This window comes from Pseudomonas sp. 14P5.3.2 (assembly GCF_057799175.1).
Map to the genome: position 1 here is coordinate 63,353 of NZ_JBYOKU010000030.1, position 18,089 is coordinate 81,441.

Annotated in this window: 22 protein-coding genes; 13 read left to right on the forward strand and 9 right to left on the reverse strand. The window is 62.2% G+C overall.

From position 1 onward, the window contains the following. Positions 1-6: 6 nt before the first annotated feature. From AC27VU_RS21580 to AC27VU_RS21600, 5 genes are all read right to left on the reverse strand, one after another. The gene (locus tag AC27VU_RS21580) at positions 7-705 is read right to left on the reverse strand and encodes an OmpW/AlkL family protein (protein WP_003228675.1); all 699 of its coding nucleotides are present in this window, start codon (positions 703-705) and stop codon (positions 7-9) included. 222 nt (positions 706-927) lie between these two features. Next, complete coding sequence (locus AC27VU_RS21585; protein WP_003228673.1) at positions 928-1,446, reverse strand: DUF3299 domain-containing protein; 519 nt, start codon at positions 1,444-1,446, stop codon at positions 928-930. Positions 1,447-1,457: 11 nt separating this feature from the next. Further along, on the reverse strand, positions 1,458-2,723 hold the full coding sequence (locus tag AC27VU_RS21590) for an ABC transporter permease (protein WP_488724872.1): 1,266 nt from the start codon (positions 2,721-2,723) through the stop codon (positions 1,458-1,460). 1 nt (position 2,724) lies between these two features. Then, positions 2,725-3,435 carry an ABC transporter ATP-binding protein gene (locus AC27VU_RS21595; RefSeq protein ID WP_003228669.1) on the reverse strand — a complete coding sequence of 237 codons (711 nt, stop codon included), beginning with the start codon at positions 3,433-3,435 and terminating at the stop codon, positions 2,725-2,727. 140 nt (positions 3,436-3,575) lie between these two features. Then, positions 3,576-4,184, reverse strand: coding sequence for a DUF2796 domain-containing protein (locus AC27VU_RS21600; RefSeq protein WP_488724873.1), 609 nt, complete (start codon positions 4,182-4,184; stop codon positions 3,576-3,578). A 135-nt stretch (positions 4,185-4,319) separates the two neighbouring features. On the opposite strand from AC27VU_RS21600, the gene AC27VU_RS21605 reads away from it, so the two are divergent. After that, positions 4,320-4,679: a hypothetical protein gene (locus AC27VU_RS21605; protein WP_201136454.1), complete on the forward strand. Its 360-nt coding sequence runs from the start codon at positions 4,320-4,322 to the stop codon at positions 4,677-4,679. A gap of 107 nt (positions 4,680-4,786) precedes the next feature. On the opposite strand, the gene trxA is transcribed toward AC27VU_RS21605, so the two are convergent. The 3 genes from trxA to AC27VU_RS21620 all read right to left on the reverse strand — a co-directional run bounded on the left by trxA (position 4,787) and on the right by AC27VU_RS21620 (position 6,962). Further along, complete coding sequence (trxA, locus tag AC27VU_RS21610; RefSeq protein WP_262141719.1) at positions 4,787-5,659, reverse strand: thioredoxin; 873 nt, start codon at positions 5,657-5,659, stop codon at positions 4,787-4,789. A 185-nt stretch (positions 5,660-5,844) separates the two neighbouring features. Further along, complete coding sequence (locus tag AC27VU_RS21615; protein WP_338800107.1) at positions 5,845-6,501, reverse strand: class I SAM-dependent methyltransferase; 657 nt, start codon at positions 6,499-6,501, stop codon at positions 5,845-5,847. Further along, positions 6,498-6,962 (reverse strand): YbaY family lipoprotein, encoded by a 465-nt coding sequence (locus AC27VU_RS21620; protein ID WP_003228658.1) that lies wholly within the window; start codon positions 6,960-6,962, stop codon positions 6,498-6,500. The genes AC27VU_RS21615 and AC27VU_RS21620 overlap by 4 nt, the downstream gene beginning before the upstream one ends. A 128-nt stretch (positions 6,963-7,090) precedes the next feature. Here AC27VU_RS21620 and nrdR point away from each other — a divergent pair, with 128 nt between their 5' ends. The 12 genes from nrdR (at position 7,091) to AC27VU_RS21680 (ending at position 16,059) form a co-directional block, all read left to right on the forward strand. Continuing rightward, on the forward strand, positions 7,091-7,555 hold the full coding sequence (gene nrdR, locus AC27VU_RS21625; RefSeq protein ID WP_003228656.1) for a transcriptional regulator NrdR: 465 nt from the start codon (positions 7,091-7,093) through the stop codon (positions 7,553-7,555). After that, entirely contained in the window at positions 7,552-8,685 is a 1,134-nt protein-coding gene (gene ribD, locus AC27VU_RS21630; RefSeq protein WP_488724874.1) for a bifunctional diaminohydroxyphosphoribosylaminopyrimidine deaminase/5-amino-6-(5-phosphoribosylamino)uracil reductase RibD, read from the forward strand. Before nrdR ends, ribD begins: the two co-directional genes overlap by 4 nt. Before the next feature lie 47 nt (positions 8,686-8,732). Beyond that, the gene (locus tag AC27VU_RS21635) at positions 8,733-9,398 is read left to right on the forward strand and encodes a riboflavin synthase (protein ID WP_098965821.1); all 666 of its coding nucleotides are present in this window, start codon (positions 8,733-8,735) and stop codon (positions 9,396-9,398) included. Positions 9,399-9,414: 16 nt separating this feature from the next. Further along, positions 9,415-10,506, forward strand: coding sequence for a bifunctional 3,4-dihydroxy-2-butanone-4-phosphate synthase/GTP cyclohydrolase II (gene ribBA / locus AC27VU_RS21640; RefSeq protein WP_003228650.1), 1,092 nt, complete (start codon positions 9,415-9,417; stop codon positions 10,504-10,506). Positions 10,507-10,741: 235 nt separating this feature from the next. After that, complete coding sequence (ribH, locus tag AC27VU_RS21645; protein ID WP_003228649.1) at positions 10,742-11,218, forward strand: 6,7-dimethyl-8-ribityllumazine synthase; 477 nt, start codon at positions 10,742-10,744, stop codon at positions 11,216-11,218. Then, the gene (gene nusB / locus AC27VU_RS21650; protein ID WP_003228643.1) at positions 11,215-11,715 is read left to right on the forward strand and encodes a transcription antitermination factor NusB; all 501 of its coding nucleotides are present in this window, start codon (positions 11,215-11,217) and stop codon (positions 11,713-11,715) included. Before ribH ends, nusB begins: the two co-directional genes overlap by 4 nt. Before the next feature lie 18 nt (positions 11,716-11,733). Beyond that, on the forward strand, positions 11,734-12,699 hold the full coding sequence (gene thiL / locus AC27VU_RS21655) for a thiamine-phosphate kinase (protein ID WP_201136458.1): 966 nt from the start codon (positions 11,734-11,736) through the stop codon (positions 12,697-12,699). Continuing rightward, a complete protein-coding gene (locus tag AC27VU_RS21660; protein ID WP_003228639.1) occupies positions 12,696-13,199 on the forward strand; it encodes a phosphatidylglycerophosphatase A family protein in 504 nt (167 codons plus the stop codon). The genes thiL and AC27VU_RS21660 overlap by 4 nt, the downstream gene beginning before the upstream one ends. Positions 13,200-13,233: 34 nt before the next feature. Beyond that, entirely contained in the window at positions 13,234-13,971 is a 738-nt protein-coding gene (locus AC27VU_RS21665; RefSeq protein WP_488724875.1) for a substrate-binding periplasmic protein, read from the forward strand. A gap of 254 nt (positions 13,972-14,225) precedes the next feature. Continuing rightward, positions 14,226-14,843 carry a GTP cyclohydrolase II gene (gene ribA, locus AC27VU_RS21670; RefSeq protein WP_003228637.1) on the forward strand — a complete coding sequence of 206 codons (618 nt, stop codon included), beginning with the start codon at positions 14,226-14,228 and terminating at the stop codon, positions 14,841-14,843. Continuing rightward, positions 14,840-15,259, forward strand: coding sequence for an MFS transporter (locus tag AC27VU_RS21675; RefSeq protein WP_488724876.1), 420 nt, complete (start codon positions 14,840-14,842; stop codon positions 15,257-15,259). The genes ribA and AC27VU_RS21675 overlap by 4 nt, the downstream gene beginning before the upstream one ends. Then, positions 15,259-16,059, forward strand: coding sequence for a cobalamin-binding protein (locus AC27VU_RS21680; protein ID WP_488724877.1), 801 nt, complete (start codon positions 15,259-15,261; stop codon positions 16,057-16,059). The genes AC27VU_RS21675 and AC27VU_RS21680 overlap by 1 nt, the downstream gene beginning before the upstream one ends. A 111-nt stretch (positions 16,060-16,170) precedes the next feature. On the opposite strand, the gene AC27VU_RS21685 is transcribed toward AC27VU_RS21680, so the two are convergent. Beyond that, positions 16,171-18,054 carry a TonB-dependent receptor domain-containing protein gene (locus tag AC27VU_RS21685; RefSeq protein ID WP_488724878.1) on the reverse strand — a complete coding sequence of 628 codons (1,884 nt, stop codon included), beginning with the start codon at positions 18,052-18,054 and terminating at the stop codon, positions 16,171-16,173. Positions 18,055-18,089: the final 35 nt, after the last annotated feature.

Sequence of the window (18,089 nt, forward strand, 5' to 3'; positions counted from 1 at the left end):
TCTTGCTTAGAACTTGTAGCCCAGACCCACCATGTACACAAACGGATCGACATCCACATTCACCTTGGCACGGGTGCCCGGCGCCACGGCGTTGTTCTCGACAGTCGCGCGGGTGTCGATGTCCATGTAACGCACCTGGGCGTTGAGCATGATGTTGTCGGTCAGCATGTAGTCGGCGCCGACCTGCCAGGCCAGGCCCCAGGAGTTTTTCGCCTTGAAGTTGCTGAAGCCGTTGGACTGGGCTTCGCTGCCGACGTGCTCGTCATAGATCCAGGTGTAGTTGATGCCGCCGCCGATGTACGGCTGGAACGGCGACTTGGAATCCAGCGGGTAGTACACGACGCTGAGGGTCGGCGGCAGGTGTTTCAGCGTACCGAGTTTGCCGTTGGCGGCTGGCAGCGCGGTGCCTTTGATTTTCACGTCATGCTCGAACGGCGAGGCGGCCAGCAACTCGATACCGATGTTGTTGGTCAGCATGTAGGCGAAGTTCAGACCCAGTTGGGTGTCGCTGCTCATGGTCGCCTTGCCGCCCAGGTTGGTGCCGCTCAACGGACCCTGATCGACCTTGACGCTGGAGCTGTCGGCTTTCGGGTTGACGGTGATCGCACCGGCGCGAACGATGATATCGCCGGCTTCGTGGGCGTGGGCGAGCGGGGCTGCGAGCGCGACTGCAAACAGCGCGGCGCTGAGCAAGGACTTGTTCATGGGAGCTCCAAAAGGACGTTAAAAATGTCTGATGTCCTATGGTATGAAGCCAACTGATACGGTCTTTTGACTCAGCTCAATGAAACAGTGAAGGGATGGTTTTTTGTGGAACCTTGGCCGGCCCCATCGCGAGCAGGCTCGCTCCCACATTAGAGCTCGGTCAACTGTGGGAGCGAGCCTGCTCGCGAAGACAATGGGCCGAACAGTGCAGAATTAACGGAATTACTCCGGCAGCTCATACACATAAATCTTGTCCGCCGCCATCTGATACCCGGCATCGGCCAGTTCGCTGGTGGACGCCTTGACCTGCAACGGTCCCTCGACCCAGTACGGCTGATACAGCTCGTCGAGCTTCACGCCCAACTCGCTTTTCACATGCACGATCTGGTTCGACGGCGGTGGCGGCACATGGATGCAGGCGCCGAAGTACGGCACCAGCAGGAAGTCGGTGGTGCGCCCCTCTTCGTTGACTTCCAGCGGCACGATGTAGCCCGGCAGGCGGATGTTCTGCCCGTCGAGACTCTGCACCACCGGCGCGTTGGGCATGTCCTGTTTCGCCGCCGGCGCCGACTCGGCGGACAGCGCATCACTCATCTTCGACATGTCGTGCAGAGGCGTCATGTTCGGCACTTCCGGCGCGGCGTCCGGCGGGATCATCTCCGACCAGGTCAGGTCTTTCGGCGCCGCTGCCCACACGGGCAGGGCAACCAGCAACAGCAGCGCAAGCACGGCGCGGGGCATGGTGAACATCCTCATAAACGGATCGACAGGCCATCGGCCAGGGATTGGCGATACGCGCGCCAGGCCGGCACGCTGCCCATCAGCAGCGCGGAAGCCAGAATGCCACCGAGCAGCGTCCATTCATACTCGCTCGGCCACGCCAGCGGCAGATACAGCCCGTAATTGGCCTGCACATAACCCTGCGCGGCGGCGATGCCGATGTACAGCAATGCCAGTCCGGCGATTACGCCGGTCAGCGCCAGGGCAAAGGCTTCCAGCACCAGCAGGCTTGCGATGTGCCAAGGCCGGGCACCGACCGAACGCAGAATCGCCATCTCGCGGCGGCGCTCGTTGAGGCTGGTGAGAATCGCCGTGAGCATGCCGATCAACCCGGTCAGCACCACGAACAGCGAGACCACGAACAAGGCTTTTTCCGCAGTACTCATCAGGCTCCACAACTCCTGCAAGGCCACGCCCGGGAGGATCGCCAGCATTGGCTCGCCACGGTATTCGTTGATCTCGCGTTGCAGGGCGAAGGTGGAAATCTTGCTGTTGAGGCCGAGCATGAACGCGGTGATCGCCTGTGGCGTCAGGTCCATGTTGCGTGCCTGATCCGCCGTGATCCGGCCGGTGCCGCGCGCCGGCACGCCGTTGTGCCAGTCGATGTGAATCGCTTCCATGCCGCCGAGGCTGATGTGCAGCGTGCGATCCACCGGCGTACCGGTGCGCTTGAGAATGCCGACCACGGTGAACGGCTTGTCGTCATGCTTGACCAGACTGATCGCCGCCACGCCGTGGGCCAGCACCAGTTGGTCGCCGAGCTTGTAATGCAGCGCCTCGGCTACTTCGGCGCCGAGCACCACTTCGAACGGATCGGTGGCGAAGGCGCGGCCATCGGCCAGTTCCAGGTGCTGCTGGCGACCGTACTGGTAATGCTCGAAATAGGCTTCGGTGGTGCCCATCACGCGGTAACCGCGATGCGAGTCGCCGAGGGACATCGGGATCGCCCACTTCACTTTTGGGTTGCTGGCGAAATGTTCGAAGCTGTCCCAACGGATGTTGTTGGTCGCGTTGCCGATGCGGAACACCGAGTACAGCAGCAGGTTCACCGAGCCGGAGCGGGCGCCGACGATCAGGTCGGTGCCGCTGATGGTGCTGGCGAAACTGGCCTTGGCCTCGGTGCGTACGCGCTCGACGGCGAGCAACAGGCAGACCGACAGGGCAATCGCGAACGCGGTGAGCAGGGCGGTAAAGCGGCGGTTGGCCAGGCTGGCCATGGCCAGACGAAACAGATACATCTCAGACCTCGGCAGACGTGGCGGCGCGATTGAGCTCGGCCAGGGACAGGTGACGGTCGAACAGCGGCGCCAGGCTTTGGTCGTGGCTGACGAACAGCAAGCTCGACCCGGCTTCGCGGCATTCGGCGAACAGCAGGCGAATGAAGTTTTCCCGAGCGTCGTAATCCAGCGCCGAGGTCGGTTCGTCGGCGATCACCAGTTCCGGTTGGCCAATCAACGCGCGTGCGGCGGCAACCCGTTGCTGTTGACCGATCGACAGCGAGTCGGCGCGACGACCGAGGATGCTTTCATCCTTCAGACCCAGGTGGGCGAGCAGGGTGGCGGCGGCCTGATCGACGCTGCCGTGGCGCTGTTTCGCCCGTTCGGCACGCAGTCTGGAGAAGTGGCAGGGCAACTCGACGTTCTCGCGTACCGAGAGAAACGGCAGCAGGTTGAACTGCTGGAAGATGTAGCCGGTGTGATCGACGCGAAAGCGGTCGCGGGCGCCGGCACCGAGTTCGGTCAGTTCCTGGCCGAGCAGGCGAATGCTGCCGCGCCCGGGTTTCTGCACGCCACCGAGCAGGCCGAGCAGGGTGGTCTTGCCACTGCCGCTGGGGCCTTTGAGGAACAGGGTTTCGCCCGGCTCCAGGCGAAACGCCGGGATGTCCAGCAGCGGCGGGTGACCGGGCCAGTTGAAGCCCAGGTCGGACAGTTCGATGAGTGCTTGGGTCATGGCACCAATTTCATGAAGTGAACACGTAACCCCTTGTGGGAGCGGGCTTGCTCGCGGATACGGTGGATCAGCCAAATCCATGTTGACTGACCCACCGCATTCGCGAGCAAGCCCGCTCCCACAGGGGATTGTCGGTGTGATCAGAATTTCAGGGCAGCAGCCTTGGCCGTCACTTCCGTACCTTGCTGGCCGTTCGGGCCGATCAGTTGTACCTGAATTTTCTGGGTGGCCGGGAAGGTATTGAAGAGGTTCGCCAGATCCAGAGTCTTCAAGGCCCCCGGTGCAGCGCAACTGAATTGATAGTGCGCGTGGATTTCGCTGTGTTCATGGTGATGCGCTTCACCGCCCTTGGCGGCGGCATCGTGACCATCATCGTCATGGTCGTCGGCATCCGGTTTGTCGCCGAACAGCGGGCTTTCCAGCTCCTGGCTGGCGACTTTGCAACCAGCGGCGGCCGGCAGGCTGAACAGCGCCAGCGGGTTTTCCAGTTGGGCGCGGGCGGCGGCGACTTTGGCCTTGTCGGCGTCGCTGGTGGCGGCGTGTTCGAAGCCCACCAGGTTCATCGCCGGGCTTTCCAGTTCCAGTTCCAGGGTCTGGCCGTCGAGTGCGGCGTTCAGTCGGCCGACGCCATGTTCGTGGGCGCCGAGGCTGCCGTGCTCATGGTCATGGTCATGATCGTGCTCATCGGCGGCATGGGCGATGGCCAGCGGCAACAGGGCAAACGGCAAAGCGAGCAGCAGACGACGCATGGCGGTCTCCGGAAAGTAAAGTGAAGAGTTTGTTATGTAATCTTATAACGAAAGTCCGCAGAGTTTGCCCGTGCGCTTGGCGTTGCACAAGTCCCGTGGGAGCATGCAGGTCAGAAATGTGCAGGAGCGAAGCAGATGTTGCGGATACGCGGAACCGTCGGCGCGATGCCGGTGGATTTGACGGTGGAGCTGGATGACAGCGATTGGGCAAAGCTTGGCGCAGCCCTTGGCGCGCAGTCGCAGGGCGATCAGCCTGAAGCGGCATTGAGCGCGCCGGCAGCGAAAACGCTGAACCAGGACGATGCGTTGTGGCAGGTCGCGCAGGATCTGTTGCGCAAGGCCAGGCAACTCAGCGGGCCGGATCTTCTGGAGCAGCTTGAGGGATTGACCGGCAGCGCGGCGGCGGGCAAACGCCTGCTGGTGCGATTGCGCCACAGTTCACAGGTGAAAGTGGTGAGCGGCGGCGATACGCCGCTCTACAGCTGGAGCGAGTGAGCCGCAAAGGATCGCAGCCTGCGGCAGCTCCTACAGGCTCAGCGTTCATCCGCAAATACGGGTGAACACGATCGAATGGAGCTGCCGAAGGCTGCGAGCTTTTGATCTTAATAAAGCGCAGCGAATACTTTACGACGGTAAGCGGTCACCAGCGGGTGATCGTTGCCCAGCAGTTCGAACACCTGCAGCAACGTCTTGTGCGGCAGACCCTCGCCATAGCTGCGGTTACGGATGAACAGCTTGAGCAAGGCCTCCAGCGCCGCTTCGTATTGCTGACGCGCCAGTTGCTGGATCGCCAGTTGATACACCGCTTCGTCGTCCTGCGGATCTTTGGCCAGACGCGCCTTGAGGTCGGCAGCATCCGGCAGATCACGGGCAAGTCCCAGGAATTTGATCTGCGCCTTGGCCCCGGCCAGTGCAGCCTTGTGCTCATCGCTCTTGACCGCGTCGAGCACGGTTTGCGCTTCGCCCAGTTCGCCGCGTTCGGTCAGGCAGCGGGCGTAGAGGATCAGCGCCTTGGCGTTGCTGTTGTCTTCGGTGAGCATCACCACCAGCGCCGCTTCCGCGTCAGCGTAACGACCGTCGTCGAACAGCGCCTGCGCCTGTTCGAACGGATCGGCGGCGGCCGGCGGCGGCATCTGCACATGCGGCTCAAGCAAGGCGCGTACGGCGGATTCCGGTTGCGCACCGGCAAAACCGTCGACTGGCTGACCGTCCTTGAACAGCACCACAGTCGGCAGGCTGCGGATACCGAAGCGGGCCACGATGTCCTGCTCGATGTCGCAGTTGACCTTGGCCAGCAGCAGTTCGCCCTGATAGCTCTCGGCAATGCCTTGCAGCATCGGCATCAACGCCTTGCACGGCGCACACCACTCGGCCCAGAAATCCACCAGCACCGGTTTGTTGAAGGAAGCTTCGATCACCGACTGGTCGAAATCGGCAGTCGTGGCGTCGAAGATGTACGGCGTTTGCTGACTCATGGGGGATCTCGTAAAAGCGTGGATGGGGCAACTATACGGCTTGGTGGGGTGTGGCCGGAAGCGGGGGCAGGTTTAGAGATGTGTTGCCTGATAGAACGCCTTCGCGAGCAAGCTCGCTCCCACAGGGGGAACGCAATCCAAATGTGGGAGCGGGCTTGCTCCGGGCGGCGATCCGACGAAGCTTTTTAGCTCCGCCGCGCGTGGTACAGGCTCACATGCCGAAATTCTTCCGGCTCCGCCAGATCCGGCAAGGTCATCGCCTCAAGCATTTCAATGCGCTCATACAACGGATGGCGAAAATCCCGAACCCGTGAATCCGCCACCAGCGCCTCGCGGCCACGGCTGAGAAACGCATCGAGCAGCGGCAGGTTCTCACGGTCGTAGAGCACATCCGCCACCAGAATCAGATCAAAACGATCAGCCTCGGCAAAGAAGTCCGTCGAATAGCTCATCTGCACATCATTGAGTTCAGCATTGGCCCGGCACGCAGCAATCGCCAGCGGATCAAGATCGCAAGCCACCACCTCCAACGCCCCGGCCTTCACCGCAGCAATCGCGGCGATCCCGGAGCCGGCGCCGAAATCCAGTACCCGCTTGCCGCGCACCCACTCGGGAAACTCCGCCAGATAGCGCGCCACCGCCAGGCCGCTGGCCCAGCAGAAACTCCAATACGGCGGTTCGTGGAGGATGCGCCGGGTTTCGTCCGGACTGAATTCGCGATCCATGTTATCGCCGTCGATCAGCCACAGCTGCAAATCGGTACCCGGCAATGCACAGGCCTTGAGCCGGGCATCACCGAGCAATTCACCTAACGCCAGTTGCAGGTCGAGCGGTGGCGTCATGGCGCTTTGACAAATTGCAGCTGGCCCAGCGCCTGAGTGGTCGGCTGGGTAATGGGTTGCGACGGCAGATGCAGGATCAACTGGCCGGACTGCGTGGCGCGGCCGCGCAGCTCAACCCGCGCGCCGGCGGGGAATGCTTCGGGGTTGAAACGCAGACGGAACGGCAACGCCTGGTTATTGCCTATCAGCGTGGAACTGGCGAGCAACTGTTGCGGGCGGGACTTATCGTCAATCACCAGCAACGCCAGTTCGACTTCGGCCCCGGCCGGCACGCCTTGCAGAGTGCCGCTCAGTTCCCGTTGATAAGCCGGCAGCGGACCGAGGTCAGCGGCTTCCCGGGCTTTTTTCTGCGCCTGCTGTGGCGCCGGGCCCGGCGTTGGCGGCTGCGGCTTGGGTTTATCGCTGCCACAGGCCACCAGCAGGGCGAAAAGACTGAGCAAAACGAGCGGTCGTAGCGGCATGGGCTGCTCCAGCAAAATGAAATCCATGGATCAAATGATCATGCCCGTCTGTATACCGCAAACCCTATGGCTTGTCTTGCCACCGGGATGCGCTACCATGGCCCTCCCTTTTTTTGTTGCCAGCCACCATGCACTGTCCCTTCTGCGGTGCCAACGACACCAAGGTCATCGACTCGCGTCTGGTCGCCGAGGGCGAACAGGTGCGCCGCCGGCGTGAATGCCTGGCCTGCGGCGAGCGTTTCACGACATTCGAGACGGCCGAACTGGTGTTGCCGCGCCTGATCAAAACCGACGGCAGCCGCCAGCCGTTCGACGAAGAAAAGCTCCGCGCCGGCATGCAACGCGCCCTGGAGAAACGTCCGGTGAGCGTCGAGCGCCTCGAATCCTCTCTGGTTCACATCAAGCACAAGCTGCGCGCCACCGGCGAGCGCGAGGTCAAATCCCTCGTGGTCGGCGAACTGGTGATGGCCGAGCTGCAAAAGCTCGATGAAGTGGCCTACATCCGTTTCGCCTCGGTGTACCGGCGCTTCCAGGATCTCAATGAGTTCCGCGAAGAGATCGACCGCCTCGCCCGCGAACCGGTGAAAGAATGACCAGCGCCGCCGAGCAGGCGATCCTCGACGCCAACTTCATGGCGCGCGCGCTGCAACTGGCGCGCAAGGGCCACTACACCACCCATCCCAATCCACGGGTTGGCTGCGTGATCGTGCGTGACGGGCAGATTGTCGGCGAAGGCTTTCACGAGCGCGCCGGCGAACCCCACGCCGAGGTCCACGCCCTGCGCGCTGCCGGTGAATTGGCCCGCGGCGCCACCGCTTACGTGACCCTTGAGCCGTGCAGCCACCATGGCCGCACACCGCCGTGCGCCGATGCGCTGGTGAATGCCGGGGTTGCTCGGGTGGTCGCCGCGATGCGCGATCCGAACCCACAGGTCGCCGGGCGTGGCTTGCAGCGACTGACCGATGCCGGGATCGCCACCGAAAGCGGCGTGCTCGAAGCCGAGGCGCGCCAGCTCAATCAAGGTTTCCTGAAACGCATGGAACACGGCTTGCCGTTCGTGCGGGTCAAACTGGCCATGAGTCTCGACGGCCGCACGGCGATGGAAAGTGGCGAGAGCCAGTGGATCACCGGCCCGGCTGCGCGTTCCGCCGTGCAGCGTTTGCGCGCGCAGGCCGCCGTGGTGCTGACTGGCGCCGACACCGTACTGGCTGACGGCGCACGCCTGACCGTACGCGCCGACGAACTGGGTCTGGATGCCGAACAAACTGCACGGGCCATGAGCCGTCCGCCGCTGCGGGTGCTGGTCGACGGGCGCCTGCGGGTGCCGCTGGACGCGCCGTTCTTCAAGGCCGGCCCGGCGCTGGTCGCGACGTGCATGGCGGTCGAAGAACAATACGCCAATGGCCCGGAATGCCTGATCGTGCCGGGTGACGACGGTCAGGTCGATCTGCATCAACTGCTGATCGAACTGGCCAACCGTGGCGTCAACGAAGTACTGGTCGAGGCCGGCCCGCGTCTGGCTGGCGCGTTCGCGCAGCTCGGTCTGGTCGATGAGTTCGTGATCTTCATTGCCGGCAAGTTTCTCGGCTCCACGGCGCGGCCGTTGCTGGACTGGCCGCTGGCCTATATGAAGGACGCTCCCGAGCTGAAAATCACTGAAATCCGCGCGGTTGGCGATGACTGGCGAGTCACTGCGACGCCAGTCGTTTCGGCGAGCGTATAATTCCCGGCCATCGCGTTAGCGCTGGCTTCGTTCTCAAGGAGAACCCCATGTTTACCGGCATCATCGAATCCATCGGCAGTATCCGCGCACTGACCCCAAAGGGCGGTGATGTGCGGGTGCATGTCGAAACCGGCAAGCTCGACCTGAGCGACGTCAAACTCGGCGACAGCATCGCGGTCAACGGCGTGTGCCTGACGGCGGTTGAGCTGCCGGGCAATGGCTTTGCCGCTGACGTCAGCCGCGAAACCCTCGACTGCACCGCCATGAATGACCTGAAAAGCGGCAGCCCGGTCAATCTGGAAAAAGCCCTGACCCCGACCACCCGTCTCGGTGGGCATCTGGTCAGCGGTCACGTCGACGGTGTCGGCGAAGTGGTGTCGCGCAGCGACAATGCTCGTGCGGTGGAATTTCGCATTCGCGCACCAAAAGAGCTGGCCAAGTACATCGCCCATAAAGGCTCGATCACCGTCGACGGCACCAGCCTGACCGTGAACGCGGTCGATGGCGCCGAATTCATGCTGACGATCATTCCGCACACCCTGAGCGAAACCATCATGGCGTCCTACAAGCCGGGCCGCCGGGTGAACCTGGAAGTCGATTTGCTGGCGCGTTATCTGGAGCGTTTGCTGTTGGGTGACAAGGCCGCAGAGCCGACCGCCGGCGGTACGATCACTGAAAGCTTTCTGGCCGCCAACGGCTACCTCAAATCCTGACTGAAGGGGGTGCCTTGTGGCGCTCAATAGCATCGAAGAACTGGTTGAAGACATCCGCCAAGGCAAGATGGTCATCCTCATGGATGACGAAGACCGCGAGAACGAAGGCGACCTGATCATGGCCGCCGAATGCTGCAAGGCCGAGCACATCAACTTCATGGCCAAGCACGCCCGCGGCCTGATCTGCATGCCGATGAGCCGCGAGCGCTGCGAACTGTTGAAGCTGCCACTGATGGCGCCACGCAACGGTTCCGGTTTCGGCACCAAGTTCACCGTATCGATCGAAGCCGCCGAAGGCGTCACCACCGGTATTTCCGCTGCCGACCGTGCACGCACCGTGCAAGCGGCCGCGGCGAAAGACGCCAAGGCGGAAGACATCGTCAGCCCGGGGCACATCTTCCCGCTGATGGCTCAGGCTGGCGGTACGCTGGCTCGTGCCGGTCACACTGAAGCCGCCTGCGACCTGGCGCGCATGGCCGGTTTCGAACCAAGCGGCGTGATCTGCGAAGTGATGAACGACGACGGCACCATGTCCCGTCGCGCCGAACTGGAAGCGTTTGCCGCCGAACACAACATCAAGATCGGCACCATCGCCGACCTGATTCACTACCGGATGATCCACGAACGTACCGTTCAGCGGATTGCCGAACAGCCGCTGGACAGCGAACTGGGCCAATTCAACCTGGTGACCTATCGTGATTCGGTGGAAGGCGATGTGCACATGGCCCTGACTCTGGGCACGGTTTGCGCCGAAGAGCCGACCCTGGTTCGCGTGCATAACATGGATCCGCTGCGCGACCTGCTGATGGTAAAGCAACCGGGCCGCTGGAGCCTGCGCGCCGCGATGGCTGCGGTCGCCGAGGCCGGCAGCGGTGTGGTGCTGTTGCTCGGTCACCCGCTCGACGGCGACGTGCTGCTGGCGCATATCCGCGAAACCGGTGAGCAGGCAGCGGTGAAAAAACCGACCACTTACAGCATCGTCGGTGCCGGTTCGCAGATCCTGCGTGACCTCGGCGTGCGCAAAATGCGCTTGATGTCTGCGCCAATGAAATTTAATGCGATATCCGGTTTCGATCTGGAAGTTGTAGAATACGTGCCCTCCGAATAATGACCGGTCGTTTCCGGCATTGTTGACGTAGATCCTTGTGGTGAGGGGATTTATCCCCGATGGGCTGCGTAGCGGCCCCTGTTTTTGGGACTGCTGCGCAGTCCATCGGGGATAAATCCCCTCGCCACAGGGGTGTAGTCGAACAGCAATGCGATGTTTCCGGTCATGAATTTGTGGCTAATATCACTGAGGGATGCGTACGAAACGCGTCCCGGCTCTTTAAGAGATCTGACGAATGACCCTGAAGACCATCGAAGGTACCTTCATCGCCCCTAAAGGCCGCTACGCTCTGGTAGTGGGCCGTTTCAACAGCTTCGTGGTTGAAAGCCTGGTCAGCGGTGCAGTTGATGCCCTGGTTCGCCACGGCGTGAGCGAAAGCGACATCACCATCATCCGCGCACCTGGCGCCTTCGAAATCCCGCTGGTTGCGCAGAAAGTCGCTCAGAAAGGCGAGTTCGCAGCCATCATCGCCCTCGGCGCGGTCATTCGTGGCGGCACTCCGCACTTCGAATACGTGGCTGGCGAATGCACCAAGGGCCTGGCCCAGGTGTCCATGGAGTTCGGCGTACCGGTCGCGTTCGGCGTCCTGACCGTTGATTCCATTGAGCAAGCCATCGAACGTTCCGGCACCAAGGCCGGCAACAAAGGTGCTGAAGCTGCCCTGTCCGCTCTGGAAATGGTCAGCCTGCTGGCGCAGTTGGAGGCCAAGTGATTAGCGACGATAGCGATCGTTTCAACCCGCGCGATCCGAAACCTGCGGATGCCGGCAAGCCATCGAAAAGCGTCAAGCGTCGCGAAGCCCGTCAGCTCGCGACTCAGGCTCTGTATCAGTGGCACATGGCCAAGGCTTCGCTGAACGAAATCGAAGCGCAGTTCCGCGTTGATAACGATTTCACCGATGTCGATGGCGCGTATTTCCGCGAAATCCTTCACGGGGTTCCGGCGAGCCGCACCGAAATCGACACCGCGCTCAAGCCGTGCCTGGACATCGAAATCGAAGAGCTGGACCCGGTTGAACTGGCGGTTCTGCGCCTGTCTACCTGGGAACTGCTCAAGCGCGTCGACGTGCCGTACCGCGTGGTGATCAACGAAGGTATCGAGCTGGCGAAAGTCTTCGGTTCGACCGACGGCCACAAGTTCGTCAACGGTGTACTCGACAAGCTGGCTCCGCGCCTGCGTGAAGCTGAAGTCAAGGCGTTCAAGCGCTGATCAGCGCTTGATATCGCAATGGGCGAGTTTGAGCTGATCCGCAATTTCTTCGCCGCCGCGCCTTGTGCGCAGGGCGGCGAGGGCGTTGCCCTGGGGATCGGCGACGACTGCGCCTTGCTGGCGGTTCCCCCCGGGGAGCAGTTGGCGATTTCCACCGATACGCTGGTGGCCGGCGTGCACTTCGCCGATCCCTGCGATCCGTTTCTGCTCGGTCAGCGCTCGCTGGCCGTTGCGGTCAGCGACCTGGCCGCCATGGGCGCCACGCCCGTTGCCTTTACCCTTGCCCTGACTGTGCCGACGGTGACCGCCGATTGGCTGCAAGCCTATGCCCGCGGTTTGAACCGCATGGCGCAGAGCTGCGGCGTCGCGCTGGTTGGCGGCGACACCACACGCGGGCCATTGAGCCTGACCGTCACCGTATTCGGTCGCGTTCCGGCCGGGCAGGCCTTGACCCGCAGCGGCGCACAACCGGGCGACCTGCTTTGTGTTGGCGGCGAACTGGGCAATGCCGCCGGTGCCTTGCCGCTGGTGCTTGGCCAGCGTGAAGCCGACACTGATATTGCCGAGCCGCTGCTCAGTCATTATTGGTCGCCGCAACCACAACTGGCTCTTGGTCAGGCGCTGCGCGGCAAGGCCACCTCGGCCCTGGATATCTCCGATGGCCTGCTTGCCGATTGCGGCCATATCGCTCTGGCTTCGCAGGTGCGGCTTGAGGTTGAACGCGAGCGCGTACCGTTGTCCGATGCTTTAGTGGCGTTTCTCGGCCAGCGTGGCGCCGAACGGGCGGCGTTGAGCGGCGGCGATGACTATGTGCTGGCCTTCACGCTACCGTCCGTCGAGTTGCCGGCACTGCTGGCCGATGGTTGGCCGATCCATGTGATCGGGCGTGTGGCGCAGGGCCAGGGTGTGGTGCTGCTGGATCGCGAAGGACACGACATCACCCCGCAAATCCGGGGTTATCAACATTTTCAGGAGACACCGTGACAGATCACCCGAAACAGGTTCCGGCCGAATTCGTTCCGCCGTCGGTCTGGCGCAATCCCTGGCATTTCCTCGCGTTCGGCTTCGGCTCCGGCACCTTGCCGAAAGCGCCGGGCACGTGGGGTTCGTTAGTTGCGCTACCCTTTATTCCGTTGTGGCAGATGTTGCCCGACTGGGGTTACTGGCTGATGCTCGGGATCACCATGCTGTTCGGCTTCTGGCTGTGCGGCAAGGTCGCCGACGATCTGCGGGTACACGACCACGAAGGCATCGTCTGGGACGAAATGGTCGGGATGTGGATCACCCTGTGGCTGGTGCCGGAAGGCTGGTACTGGTTGCTCGCGGGGTTCCTGATGTTCCGCTTCTTCGACATTCTCAAGCCATGGCCGATCCGCTGGATCGATCGGCATGTCCATGGCGGCGTCGGCATCATGCTCGATGACGTGCTGGCCGGCGTGTTCGCCTGGCTGGCGATGCAGGGACTGGTGTGGATTTTCGCCTGATCCGGATTGTCAGGGTTAAGTGGGGAGACTAAGGATGGTTAGTCGCTGGCTGGCGTTGGTGTTTTTTACCTTGCTGGGCACTGTCGCCAGTGCGCAGGAAGCTGCGCCGACGCCCGCGGTCATCCATCTGGCCAGCGAAGACTGGGAAGACTACACCGCCGCTGACGGTCACGGCCTGGGCTGGGACGTGCTGCGCAAGGTCTTCGAACCGGCCGGGGTGCAACTCGACATCCGCACCGAGCCTTACACGCGCTCCGTGGGTCTGGCCCAGCGCGGCGAAGTCGATGCCTGTGTCGGCTCGTATAAAAACGAGGCCAGCGACCTGCTTTATCCGCGCTGGAATTTCGACACCGACCACATCTACGCCCTGGGCCTGGCGAGCAATCCTTCACCGACCCCGGACACTCTCGGCAGCTATCGCCTGGCCTGGGTGCGCGGCTATGACTATCAGGATTATTTGCCCAATGTGCATAACTTTAACGAAGTCATGCGACGTACCGGGATCCTGTCGATGCTCACCCACAACCGCGCTGACTATTACATCGATGCGCAGACCGAAATCGATTACGTGGTTGACCGGGCCAAGGATCCAACGCAGTTTCGCAAGACCCACATCGCCGAATTGCCGCTGTACCTGTGCTTCGCCGATACGCCGCAAGCGCGCACGCTGATGGCGCTGTTCGACAGGCGCATGGAGCAGTTGGTGAAGAGCGGCGAGCTGAAGCCGATTTTCGAGCATTGGAAGCAGCCGTATCCGTTTGATACGCCCTGATTGCGAATCTTGTGCCCAACACTGTCCCCCTGTGGGAGCGGGCTTGCTCGCGAATACGGTGGTTCCGCCAGCCTATTGCCGACTGACACGACGCCTTCGCGAGCAAGCCCGCTCCCACAGGGGGGCCAGGCAAGTCGGGTGTTATCAAACTTTTTGATCGTTATGCCCGATAATTCAGCCTAAGCGCCTGCCGGAACCTGCTGTTACAATGCCGGCCTGCGAATCTTCAGACTTTTTAGATCAGGAGCACACAGGTGCCTGTCGTTTTTGTCGCCGCTTGCAAGCTGCCAACGCCTTTTGCGCAATTCACCATGCACGGTTTTCTCGATGAAGCCACCGGCCGCGAGCACGTTGTGCTGAGCCTGGGTGAAATTGACGACGGTGCCCCGGTCCTTGGCCGGTTGCATTCCGAGTGCCTGACCGGTGACGCCCTGTTCAGCCAACGCTGCGACTGCGGCTCGCAACTCGAAGCGGCGCTCAAGGCCATCGCCCGCGAAGGCCGTGGCGTGCTGCTGTACCTGCGTCAGGAAGGTCGTGGCATCGGTCTGCTGAACAAGATCCGCGCCTACGAGTTGCAGGACGGCGGCGCCGACACCGTGGAAGCCAACGAGCGTCTGGGTTTCGCCGCCGACCAGCGTGACTACGCGATGTGCCTGCCGATGCTGGAGCACCTGGGCGTGAAGTCCCTGCGCCTGATGACCAACAACCCGCGCAAGGTTAAAGCCCTGACCGACATGGGTATCGTCGTCGCCGAACGCGTGCCGCTGCACACCGGCCATAATCCGCACAACAAGCTCTATCTGGCGACCAAGGCCAGCAAGCTCGACCACATGATGGGCAACGAGCATCAGGGCGAGGTCGACCGCGCGTGACCCGCGGTCAGGTGCGCCGCCGTCTGGCGGTCGACTGGTGGAAATATCTGGCACTGGCGCTGCTGCCGTTGTTCGTGCTCAACGCACTGTTCGGCCAATATGAAGCGTTTCTGCCGGTACTGACCATGCCAATGTTCATTGCCGGTGTCGCCTCGATATTTGTCAGCCTGAAGTTTTTCGGTGGCTACAAACACGCACTGATCGCCACCCAGAAAGCCCTCGATACGCCTGCCGAGCCGGCGGCCTGGATCGCGCTCGCGGCCCGTCGCCGTATTGCGTTCCTCGCTGCATCGTTGCCGGCATGGATCGGTGCGCTGGCCGTGTTCGTCGGCCTCGAAGCCGTACCGCTGATGCTGCTGGCGCTGTCCACGGCCGTGCTGTTCTACCTCTATCGCATCCCGCGTCAACTCGGCTGATGTGTCGTCTGTGGCTGGCGGTGCTGCTGCTGGCCGTCGCCGGCCCGGCGCTGGCGGGCCTGCGGGTGGTGAGCCTTGCGCCTTCTTTGTCGGAAATCGTTGTCGAGCTGGACTCGGCCGATCTGCTGGTCGGCGTGCTCGATGCCGGCGAGCGTCCTGCCGCGCTCAAGGATGTCCCGTCAGTGGGCCGCTACGGTCAGCTGGACATGGAGCGTCTGCTCAGTTTGAAGCCCGATTTGTTGCTGTTGTGGCCTGGCAGTGTCGGCCCGGCGCAACGCGATCAGCTCAAACGCCTGAACATCCCGACCTACGTCGCCGAACCGCACAATCTCGAACAGCTTTCTGCACAGATCGAAGCCATTGCCGCGCAACTCGGCCGGCCTGAACGTGGTGTGACACTGGCGGCGGATCTGCGCCAGAAACTCGATGACCTGCGCCAACGCTATCGCCGGGAGACGCCGCTGACCGTGTTCTATCAAGTCTGGGACAAGCCGCTGTACACCGTCGGTGGCGGGCAGATCATCAGCGATGCGCTTGAGGTATGCGGCGCGCGCAATGTGTTTGCCGATCTGAGTCTGCCGGCGCCGCAGGTCAGTATCGAAGCGGTATTGCAGCGCGATCCCGCGGTGATTCTGGCCGGTGATCAGGCCCAGCTTGATGCCTGGAAAGCCTGGCCGCAGGTGGCGGCGGTAAGGAGAGGACAATTGCTATTGGTCACGGATAAAGGCCTGGAGCGCCCGAGCGGGCAGATGATCGAAGCCACCGCCAAACTCTGCCAATTGATCGCGCCTGACCGCTGAGACCGAGGTGAATTCTTCGCGAGCAAGCCCGCTCCCACATTTGGAATGCGTTCCCCCTGTGGGAGCGGGCTTGCTCGCGAAGAGGCCAGTCGAAGCAGCGAAAATTCTGGATCAGAGCACCGGCGTCCAGGTCACCCCAAACACCCACGCCCGACCTTCCTCGCGATAGCCGTACTGGCTGCCGTCATAGCTGTAGAGCGCGCGGCTATAGCCTTTATCGAACAGGTTCTCGACCTTCATATCCAGTTTGATCTCGCGGTTCAGTGCCCAACTGCTGCGCAATCCGATCAAGCCGTAGCCGCCCAGTGACTGGGTGTTGTCCTTGTCGTCGTAGCTACTGCTTACCGCCTGCCAACTGGCGCCCAGACCCAGTCGGTCAAACTGTCGATCCAGATCCCAACTCATCGTGCGCCGTGCGCGGCGGGCCAAGGTGTGCCCGGTATCGCGATCACGCGGATCGATAATCGCCACGCCGAGATTGCTCTGCCAGCCGAACAGCTCCTGCTTCAATGCCGCTTCGAAACCGTTGATCCGTGCCGAGGCCACGTTCTCCGGGCGTGAGTTGCTGCCGAAGATGATCGCGTCTTGCAGATCAGTGCGGTAAATCGAAGTTTCCAGGCGACTGGAATCGCTCAACTGGCTACGCCATTGCAACTCATAGCTTTTCGAGGTTTCCGGTTTCAGGTTCGGGTTGCTGAAATCCGGGTAGTACAGGTCGTTGAAGGTTGGCGCGCGGAAGCCTTCGCTGTAGCTCAGCAGCAGATCGTTGTCCGGGTTCAGCGGCAGGGTAAAGGTGCCGCTCCAGGTGTTCTGGCTGCCGAACTGCTGGTTGTCGTCGTGGCGCAGGCCCAGCTCCGTGGAGAAGCTGTCGGCCTGATAGCGATGCTGGATGAACGCGGCGCGGTTCCAGCGGCTGTCCTCGTCGAACGCGGTGCTGCTGTTGACCCGGTCTTCGTACCAGTCGCCGCCGAGGATCAGGCTGTTGCGCGCATCCAGAGTCAGGTCGTTCTGCCAGTTCACCGAATCGCGATAGGTGTTGAACACCGTGCGCTCGTCGCTGAGTTTGTCGAGGGTCTTTTCGCGGTTTTCGGTGTGACCGAATTCGACGCGGGTTTTCCAGATTTCGTTGATCCGGGCATCGACGTAGCTGCTGACACTGCTGACGTTGAAGTCGCTGTAGGGCTGCTGTTGCACCGACTCGAAAGTGGTCGTATCGAAGCGCCCGAACGGGTTGTCGAACTCGCTTTTGCCGCGGTTATCCAGCAGGTTGGCGCCGACTTCGATGTCATCGGTCAGCGCATGGCTGAGACTCAGGCTGACGGATTGATTGCGATAGGCATCGTGATCGCTGTCGCTGGGGTAGGACTCGTGCGTACGGTCGAGGCCAGCGGTATCATCGAGGCTGGCACCCAGGTTGAAGCGGGTTTTCTCGTCGCCACCCGACAGGCCGAGACTGCGTTCCCAGGTCTGGTTGCTGCCGAAACCGACGTGCAAGCGAGGCTGTAAACCTTGCTGGTTACCGCGCCGGGTGAAGATCTGGATCACCCCGCCAATCGCATCGCTACCGTAGATCACCGAACGCGAACCGCGCAGCACTTCCACGCGTTCGATCTGGTCGATGTTCAGGTGCTGCAGGTTGCTGTCGCCGGAGGTCGAGCTGCCGATGCGCTGGCCGTCGACCAGCACCAGACTTTGTGCAGATTGCGTGCCACGAATGTAGATCCCCGGCAGGCTGCCGCGCCCACCGGCCTGCGCCACCTGCACGCCCGGCACCCGTTGCAGCAGGTCGGTGACGCTGCCCGGTTGCAGGCGGTCGATGTCTTCGCGGGTGAACACGGTGTTGGCGGCGCGGCTGTCGTTGCGCGCTTCGACCTGGCGGTTGGCGCTGATCAGCGTGTCGGGCAGCTTCAGGGCCTGATCGCGTTCGAAGCTGTCGGCGAGGGCATTGGCGGTGTGAAGCAGGAAGAAGGGCAGGGCGAGGCGCGAGAGGTTCATCGGTGATCCATTGGGTATTTCTGATGTACACAAAT

What these genes read in the sequence shown, in the direction of transcription:
- AC27VU_RS21605 (WP_201136454.1), top strand. Translation starts at nt 4,320, where the DNA reads ATGTTGCGGATACGCGGAACCGTCGGCGCGATGCCGGTGGATTTGACG.
- nrdR (WP_003228656.1), top strand. Translation starts at nt 7,091, where the DNA reads ATGCACTGTCCCTTCTGCGGTGCCAACGACACCAAGGTCATCGACTCG.
- AC27VU_RS21595 (WP_003228669.1), bottom strand. Translation starts at nt 3,435, where the DNA reads ATGACCCAAGCACTCATCGAACTGTCCGACCTGGGCTTCAACTGGCCC.
- AC27VU_RS21585 (WP_003228673.1), bottom strand. Translation starts at nt 1,446, where the DNA reads ATGCCCCGCGCCGTGCTTGCGCTGCTGTTGCTGGTTGCCCTGCCCGTG.
- trxA (WP_262141719.1), bottom strand. Translation starts at nt 5,659, where the DNA reads ATGAGTCAGCAAACGCCGTACATCTTCGACGCCACGACTGCCGATTTC.
- ribD (WP_488724874.1), top strand. Translation starts at nt 7,552, where the DNA reads ATGACCAGCGCCGCCGAGCAGGCGATCCTCGACGCCAACTTCATGGCG.
- AC27VU_RS21580 (WP_003228675.1), bottom strand. Translation starts at nt 705, where the DNA reads ATGAACAAGTCCTTGCTCAGCGCCGCGCTGTTTGCAGTCGCGCTCGCA.
- AC27VU_RS21635 (WP_098965821.1), top strand. Translation starts at nt 8,733, where the DNA reads ATGTTTACCGGCATCATCGAATCCATCGGCAGTATCCGCGCACTGACC.
- AC27VU_RS21600 (WP_488724873.1), bottom strand. Translation starts at nt 4,184, where the DNA reads ATGCGTCGTCTGCTGCTCGCTTTGCCGTTTGCCCTGTTGCCGCTGGCC.
- AC27VU_RS21620 (WP_003228658.1), bottom strand. Translation starts at nt 6,962, where the DNA reads ATGCCGCTACGACCGCTCGTTTTGCTCAGTCTTTTCGCCCTGCTGGTG.
- ribH (WP_003228649.1), top strand. Translation starts at nt 10,742, where the DNA reads ATGACCCTGAAGACCATCGAAGGTACCTTCATCGCCCCTAAAGGCCGC.
- AC27VU_RS21665 (WP_488724875.1), top strand. Translation starts at nt 13,234, where the DNA reads ATGGTTAGTCGCTGGCTGGCGTTGGTGTTTTTTACCTTGCTGGGCACT.
- AC27VU_RS21680 (WP_488724877.1), top strand. Translation starts at nt 15,259, where the DNA reads ATGTGTCGTCTGTGGCTGGCGGTGCTGCTGCTGGCCGTCGCCGGCCCG.
- thiL (WP_201136458.1), top strand. Translation starts at nt 11,734, where the DNA reads ATGGGCGAGTTTGAGCTGATCCGCAATTTCTTCGCCGCCGCGCCTTGT.
- AC27VU_RS21590 (WP_488724872.1), bottom strand. Translation starts at nt 2,723, where the DNA reads ATGTATCTGTTTCGTCTGGCCATGGCCAGCCTGGCCAACCGCCGCTTT.
- AC27VU_RS21615 (WP_338800107.1), bottom strand. Translation starts at nt 6,501, where the DNA reads ATGACGCCACCGCTCGACCTGCAACTGGCGTTAGGTGAATTGCTCGGT.
- AC27VU_RS21685 (WP_488724878.1), bottom strand. Translation starts at nt 18,054, where the DNA reads ATGAACCTCTCGCGCCTCGCCCTGCCCTTCTTCCTGCTTCACACCGCC.